Raw genomic sequence first — 7,485 nt, forward strand, 5'->3', positions numbered from 1 at the left:
TTTTTACTGGGCTTCGTAACAACCGGGCTGGCGAGGACACGCATTCCCACGTGTACAGATCACTCTAACCTCACTACTCAAAGCGCGTTCTATCCAGCCAATATTTAGAATACGTGCTACGCTCAAAAGCTGCTGCTTAAGGCTATGTGGGATCACACTCGCGCCACCGTGTTTAATACATAAAGCCTGTAGCTCAGCCACAACCGCCTCTGCATCCATTCCTTGCGCCGCGATAGCTGGATTGAGGTCTAACCCAGCACATAAAACATGCGAGTTGTCTGCTAAATCCTTCACCTGTACTGACTCACAACAGTACAGCCTAGGTTTGCCATCCACCAGTAAAATTGATAACTGCGTACTGCTGTGTTGCGACAATTCAGCAAACTTTCTAAATACAGCCCAATGCTGACAAGGGTCTTGAACCGTGCGCATATTCCCCCACGGCAGAGGGATCCCGTTACCTCGATAGACAGCCTTTAACTTGCCGGGCTGATACGCATCAAAGTAATGCCAATGTGGATAAGGTGAAACCACCGTCATGCGCCGCATTGCAACCGATGCGGAGATATTTAATTGCTCATGTATGCCCACTTCATAGCCATGGCTGTCCAGCAATTGTCGAAAGGGTGCTTTCGGGCACAATAATGCGCCAGCAAAGAAACTGGCTTCAAAGTCACGCCATGCGTTCAAAATATCCTGTGCATTGGGGGTATCGTTGGTGCTGTGCGAGCTATCGCGAGCGCCGCCCACAGTTAATCGGCACTGCAAGCCATCTTGATTATGTAAAACCGCATGGCCAATATGAACCGCCAAATCATATTTCAAGCGACTTTCACGACTTTTCAACACACGATTTAAATACACCTTGTTTGGCGCGACAAAATAAGAAGTGGTTAAATGTTTCGTCACTTCACCTTCTTCACCCAGTTGCGTACTGCTAGATTCATCGAACCAGTGCAATTCAAGCGCGTGCGAGCGAGCAATTGTCATCAAGTCATCACTGTTGAGATAGAGATTTTTATTGCCTACTTCTTCGGCTGCTCGCTCTAAGTCGGGAAAGTGGTTTTGGTGGTGTTCTTGGTGAGCACGTATCAGTAAGTGAGCAAACTGGCGACCACTGATCCCAGTCTGAGATAGCATCTCCGGTATGGCAATTTGTAAAATATCATTCGAGAACAAAAAATTTGGCTCAAGGGCCATGCCCGAGATCCCGCCATGATTACCTTTTGCGGGTATGATATTGGTCGCTTCTGGCTCATTGTCTAAAAACCAAGAGACGGGCTTTTGGAACACCTCGGAGAGATTCTCCAACATACTATGACTGGGTGTGCGTTTACCCCGCTCAATCATAGACAGATAGGATACTGAGGGAGCTGATTGTGCATCGACACGAATACAGCGGGCCGACAGGTCCTCTAAAGTAAGGTGATTACGTTTCCTCAAGTTACGAATTTTTGTGCCCAGAAAATGGGATTTTCGCATCAAACTTTGTTCTTTTTTCATTATTTTTATACCAACAAATGTATCTGCCTGTGTTTAAAAATAACACAATTTGTAAAATTTACACTGTAAAATTCTTTTTGTGAAATTATCTAAAAAAGTCGCATACACTGAATTTGAACACTCTCACAAATCATGTACACAATTACAACGACCAGGAATGAGGTAACACATTATGACAGCACTCACCCGTTCAAATTTTGAAACGCAACCACAAAGTTGCCAAAAACTTAGCATTGCCAAGCAATTCCTTGATCAGCACTGTCCGCTGGATCATGGCTCCCATCTACAAGCGACCCACTATGTTGTTTACTACAACCACCTAATGGCATTTTTTGCTGACGGCAGTCACTGTGGTTTGAAATACCCTAAACAGTTTGTTGCTTTATGTGGCCACAGAGATGACCCCAGCGCAATTTTGCTCAAGAAATCCGACGGCTTACATATTGAAATCGCCTTCAACCGCTGCGGAGAAACCGGCAAAATTGACCACGCCAACATTGACGATATTCAGGTTGAAACGCAACTGAGCAGTGTAGAGCATCAAGCTCAGCAGGTGCAGCTTAATCGTTTGTGGATGAGCTTTTTAACAGGCGTCCAAACCGCTACCCACTGTAAACAATATACTGCTAAAGATGGCAGTGATTACCTGCTGTAAGCCACATGCGTAACCATAAAAATGGCACTGCAAGCCATAGCAGTGCCTTGAATTTTAGGTAACTTTTAAATTCTTCGCTGATTATTTTTCCTGTCACTAACTAGTATTACCACTTTATTGGCATCGCTCACACACGCTGACATTGTGCTTATCCCCCAGTTAAGGCTATATTTCCACTATCTTCATGGAAATAGGAATGGAAGAAGCAATGGATATAAAAGTACTGTGCGGCCCCATGCTCAGAAGGGTCGACTCACAAACAGCCTGCATTTGGTTGATCATACACGGTGTATTTGAACAGCAAGCACTGACCGCCACAACCTCGTTAATGATGGCGTCCCTGAATGACGATGCACACGTTGACAGCATTAAAATTGGCAACAATTTAAATGCGGTTATGATCACGCTTAAAGCGCCTCAGAGCGGCTGGCCAGAACAGGATTTAATTCACTACGATTTACGCTATAACAATACCAGCCTCTTTCAAAGCCAGTTCTTTAATGGCCCGCTGCCCGTTTATCCAGGTCACGCTCTACCATGTTTTCGGTATGTGGCAAACAATCAAAAAATATTAAATGCCTCTTGTCGCAAACCTCATGGTGCCAAACAAGACGCTCTAGCTGCATACGATAAAAGTGTCGAACACAGTAACAAGTTGGACACACTGCCTGATGTCGCATTTTTCACAGGGGATCAAATCTACGCCGATGATGTAGACCCGCAAGTCGCTAAATACCTGTTTGAGCAATCGCAGTTGCTATTTAACGATGAAGCGCTGGCAAGCCCTGTAAGCGACAATACTGAGCATTGGCGAAGTCACTTAAGCGACCTTGGCTGGCAAAACCGACACTTATTACTGAATAAAAAAGAAGGTTTTTACACTACGGCAGGGCACCAACATTTAATTGGTTTTGCTGAATATATGTTGATGTATATGCTGGCGTGGGGTGGCCTGTGCCACGAACTTGCAGAACCGACCGACAAGCTACCGAGCAATCGCCATGCACTGCCATATAAGGAGCGCAAACGGATCCGCAATGAATGGGAAAGCTATGAAAAGGCCAACACTTTTGTAAAACAAAGCTGGCGCGTGCGGCGCTTATTGGCCCATGTTCCAAGTTATATGATGTTCGATGACCATGAAGTAACTGACGACTGGAACCTAACCCAACAAATTACACAACAACTGAGCCACTCAGCCAGCCTAGGCCAGCAGGTGGTGACCAATGCATTGGCGGCGTTTACTATTTGTCAGGCGTGGGGCAATCACCCAGAGCAACAAAAGCCGCTTATTGAGAGTGTTTTGCCAAACTTCATCAATGCGCTGCCAGCGTATAATCCGCAAAGCTATCAACAAGCCTTTGAGCACCTCACAAGTCAGAACTTTACAACGCTTGCCCCAACCTCACCGCCTGCATTATTGGTCGATACCCGCACCCAACGCACTTTTCGCCCTGAGCGGCCGCTATATCCGCTACTTGTCGATGATGCCGCGTTAACCCATATTCGCACTTTGCTTGCCACACTTGATGGAGCAACGGAGCGATTATTGGTGCTCTCGCCCGCACCTATGTTTGGGTTTACTGAGCTAGAACAGATGCAACTTGGCTCCGTAGATATGCTCAAACACACCGCAGCAACGGCCGTTGATGGTGAATGCTGGATTAGTGACGAGCAACAATTAGAGAAGTTTTGTGAAGCCATCACCGCTGTTAGCAATTTGAAAGAATGTTATGTGCTCTCTGGTGATGTGCACTACGGCTTTTGTCGAAAGAAAACAATAGCACACCCAGCTAATGCGCATAATGTTAACTTTTGGCAACTGACCAGTAGCTCCATCTCCAATCGCCCGGTTGGCGCGATGGAGCTGGCGCTGGATGCACTGCATAAAGGCACCGTATTTGGTTTATCAGTTAATCCATTTAAGAAGAAGCATACCCAGTATCTAAAACCTGAACGCTGGCAAGGCAAATTCCTCTCTGGGCATTTAAATCTGGGCATACTTACACTTGACGCGCCAGATTCGCACCACTATTGCATGCATGTGCTTAGGCCAAAGGGCAAATGGAAAAAGTGGGAATATGATTTACGCAAACCCGACTTGCTACAATGAGCAACCCCAAGACAGTTGTGGTTAGCGCAACTGTCTCTCATTCCGCATGTAGCGTGATGCCCAATTCTCCCCCAATACGTTACTGCCACAGGCGAATAAGCTCTTGAACAATGTAAAAATAAGCACCTACTCCCAAATAAACAGCGCGATTTGCGCTACAGGCTATGTGTAAAGTTATTTACACACTCAATATCATCACAACTGGTGTTTACTCTTTGTTGTTCTGTTAATTGGTTGTTATTCTTGGGCAAACCACCTTTAGTCGCAGACCTCTATAAGCGTTGCGACTTTTGCTAAAGCAGGACTAAACCATGAGTTGCCCATACCATTCTGACAACAAACCTAGTAATTACCGCGCCATGGAAAAAGACATTCATACCGATTTTAAGGATGATATGTCGTATGGTGACTATTTAAATCTTGAAAAGGTGCTCAGCGCCCAGCACCCATTGTCTGACCAACATGATGAAATGCTCTTTATTGTTATTCATCAGGCCAGTGAACTTTGGTTAAAACTTGCAGGTCATGAACTGAACGAAGCCATTGAAAACATTAAAAATGGCGACTTCGGTCATGCCTTTAAGGTGATCTCTCGCGTAAAGCAGATCTTAAGTCAACTAACGCAATCATGGGGCATTCTCTCCACCTTGACGCCTGTTGATTATCTAAAGTTTCGCGATGCATTGGGTCATTCGTCTGGCTTCCAGTCATACGGGTATCGAAAGATTGAATTTTTGCTTGGCAATAAAAATACCGAATTGCTGAAAGTGCACGAAAGCAACCCAGCCGTGCACAGCGAACTCAATGATATTTTGCATAAACCTAGTCTCTATGACGAAGCATTAATCGCATTACAAGCTCAAGGCCTACCAATTGACCAAAGCGTACTAGATAGAGACTTTAGTCAGCCTTACGAAGCTAACCAAAGCGTGTTAGATGCTTGGCTTATGGTCTACCGTGACGCCGATAAATACTTCCATTTGTACGAGTTAGCTGAAAAACTGGTTGATATCGAAGATAGCTTCCAACAGTGGCGTTTTAAACACATGTACACGGTACAACGGATTATCGGAAATAAAACAGGAACAGGCGGTTCATCAGGTGTTGAGTTTTTGAAAAAAGCACTGGATATCAGCTTTTTCCCTGAATTATTCGAACTGCGAACACACTTGTAATCCAACTCGGAGCCATAACTATGACCACTGAAATTGCACTAGAGCTGCAACCTCACTACAGTGACTTCCAAGTTGATAAACGCATTTTGCTTTCTGGGCACTCGCATCAAGCTTGGCCCAATGTTGCCAAAAATGGCTTGTTAGAATGTTATCAAGATGCCGCACTGCATGTTGACGACAAATGGTCCAACGCCTTTGCTAAAGCGCAGCGCGTGAAAAGCTTTTACAGCGAGTTGTTGGGCGAGCCAGATGCCGAAATCACACTAGGTGCCTCGACCCATGAGTTGCTGTTACGCTTTTTATCGGACTTAAACTGTTTTAAACAGCCAAGCTCCAAAGCGGTTAAAATTGTTACCACTGATGGCGAATTCCACTCGATGCGTAGGCAACTAAACCGTTTTAAACAACTGAATATGCACATTGAGATTGTGCCAGTTGCCCCCAGTGAAACGCTGGCGCAAAGATTGATCGAGAAAATTGACGCGCAAACCGATGCAGTAATGATCTCCGCGGTGTTTTATGGCACCAGTGAGATTTTTAGAGGCGTTGGCGCGGTTGCCCAGCACGCCCACACCCTCAATGTACCTTGCTTGGTTGATACCTATCATGCCTTAAATGTGGTGCCATTCGATATTAAAAGCTGGCAACTTGAACATGCTTTTATCGTCTCGGGTGGCTATAAATACTGCCAAGCCGGTGAAGGTAACTGCATGATGCGCATTCCCAAAGGCTATAATGGCAGCCCAATAATAACCGGCTGGTATGCGGAATTTAGCGCACTGAACCAAGCCCCAGGGCAAGTGGGTTATGGGCCCGGTTCAAGCGCCTTTGACGGTGCAACGTACGACCCAAGCAGTCACTACCGCGCCGCTGCGGTGTTTGACTTTTTTACCGAGCAACAGCTTACACCGACCACACTCAGAGCCATTAATCAGCAACAAATTGCTCAGCTTAAAAATGGTATTGCTGCGGTGCCTAAGCTGGCAGACGCCTTTACGCTTGCGGCTCACCCGCTTGAGAATAATGGTGGATTTTTGGCACTCACCACCGCCAATGCCAGTCAATGGGTTACCAAACTCCATGAGCATGGCATTCAAACCGATAGCCGTGGTAGTCAGCTAAGATTGGGACCCGCGCCTTATATCAGCCAAGCCCAAATTAATCAGGCTCTGAATATAATGGAAGACATTGTCGGCGATTTATCGTAATTCCTTTTGCTATCACCATGGTGCAACGCCATGGTGATACTAACTTAGCAACCGTAACTACAAACCCACATTGAAATTTTCCCTATAAAACAAAAGCTAACCTACTGTTTTGATGAGCCCACACGACTTTACACAAGTACAACAAGAGAGTAAATTCATAAACTAGCTACAGCGGTTTCCCTTCAATTATTAGGACAGATTTATGTCATCGGAAAAAATCAACTTACAGGAAAAACTCGCTAAGTTCAGTGAGCACTGGTCTCCTCGTGTTATTGCACAAATGAATGATTACCAGTTTAAACTCGCCAAATTTAAAGGGGAGTTTACTTGGCACGCCCACAACGATACCGACGAAGTATTTTTAGTGATTGAAGGTAAGATGGGCATCGAATTTAGAGACAAAGTGGTTGAACTTTCTGAGGGCGAAATGTACGTGGTACCCAAAGGGGTGGAACACAAGCCCTTTGCTCACGAAGAGTGCAAAGTCATGCTGGTAGAGCCATCCGGTGTGGTCAATACCGGTGACGCTGGCGGTGAACTAACCGCCCAAAATGATGTGTGGATTTGAGGTTATTAACCTCAGTAACTCGCACTGGGTTCCAAAGTTTAGGTTGTGGGATAGCGTTAGTTGGTTGTTCCAATGCTTGGTGTTAACACAAAGGTGGACCATCAGCGTAACTCATTTCTGCCCCATTGTGAGTTAACGTGAATGTTCTAAGCGCGGCTTAGAGCGAAGAACGGCCGTTGGTAGCGAGCAAAGCTATGAGCGAGGAATGGACATTCAAAATCTAGACTTAAAAACAATCGATTCTCGTTATGTAATTTAAGCGG

At 45.5% G+C, this 7,485-nt stretch carries 6 protein-coding genes; 5 read left to right on the plus strand and 1 reads right to left on the minus strand.

Translation table 11 applies throughout. From position 1 onward, the window contains the following. Positions 1-3: 3 nt before the first annotated feature. Positions 4-1,503, minus strand: a complete 1,500-nt coding sequence (locus C2M32_RS19590) for a DUF3612 domain-containing protein (RefSeq protein WP_105169982.1) — start codon at positions 1,501-1,503, stop codon at positions 4-6. Between the two features lie 172 nt (positions 1,504-1,675). Here C2M32_RS19590 and C2M32_RS19595 point away from each other — a divergent pair, with 172 nt between their 5' ends. The 5 genes from C2M32_RS19595 to C2M32_RS19615 all read left to right on the plus strand — a co-directional run bounded on the left by C2M32_RS19595 (position 1,676) and on the right by C2M32_RS19615 (position 7,222). Next, positions 1,676-2,158 (plus strand): malate synthase, encoded by a 483-nt coding sequence (locus C2M32_RS19595; RefSeq protein ID WP_105169983.1) that lies wholly within the window; start codon positions 1,676-1,678, stop codon positions 2,156-2,158. Positions 2,159-2,354: 196 nt separating this feature from the next. Further along, a complete protein-coding gene (locus C2M32_RS19600; protein ID WP_105169984.1) occupies positions 2,355-4,271 on the plus strand; it encodes a hypothetical protein in 1,917 nt (638 codons plus the stop codon). A gap of 311 nt (positions 4,272-4,582) precedes the next feature. Beyond that, positions 4,583-5,446: a tryptophan 2,3-dioxygenase gene (kynA, locus tag C2M32_RS19605; RefSeq protein WP_105169985.1), complete on the plus strand. Its 864-nt coding sequence runs from the start codon at positions 4,583-4,585 to the stop codon at positions 5,444-5,446. A gap of 20 nt (positions 5,447-5,466) precedes the next feature. Then, positions 5,467-6,654 (plus strand): kynureninase, encoded by a 1,188-nt coding sequence (locus tag C2M32_RS19610; RefSeq protein ID WP_105169986.1) that lies wholly within the window; start codon positions 5,467-5,469, stop codon positions 6,652-6,654. 202 nt (positions 6,655-6,856) lie between these two features. Continuing rightward, positions 6,857-7,222 carry a cupin domain-containing protein gene (locus tag C2M32_RS19615; RefSeq protein WP_105169987.1) on the plus strand — a complete coding sequence of 122 codons (366 nt, stop codon included), beginning with the start codon at positions 6,857-6,859 and terminating at the stop codon, positions 7,220-7,222. Positions 7,223-7,485: the final 263 nt, after the last annotated feature.

This window comes from Pseudoalteromonas sp. T1lg23B (assembly GCF_002964665.1).
Classification (GTDB): domain Bacteria; phylum Pseudomonadota; class Gammaproteobacteria; order Enterobacterales; family Alteromonadaceae; genus Pseudoalteromonas.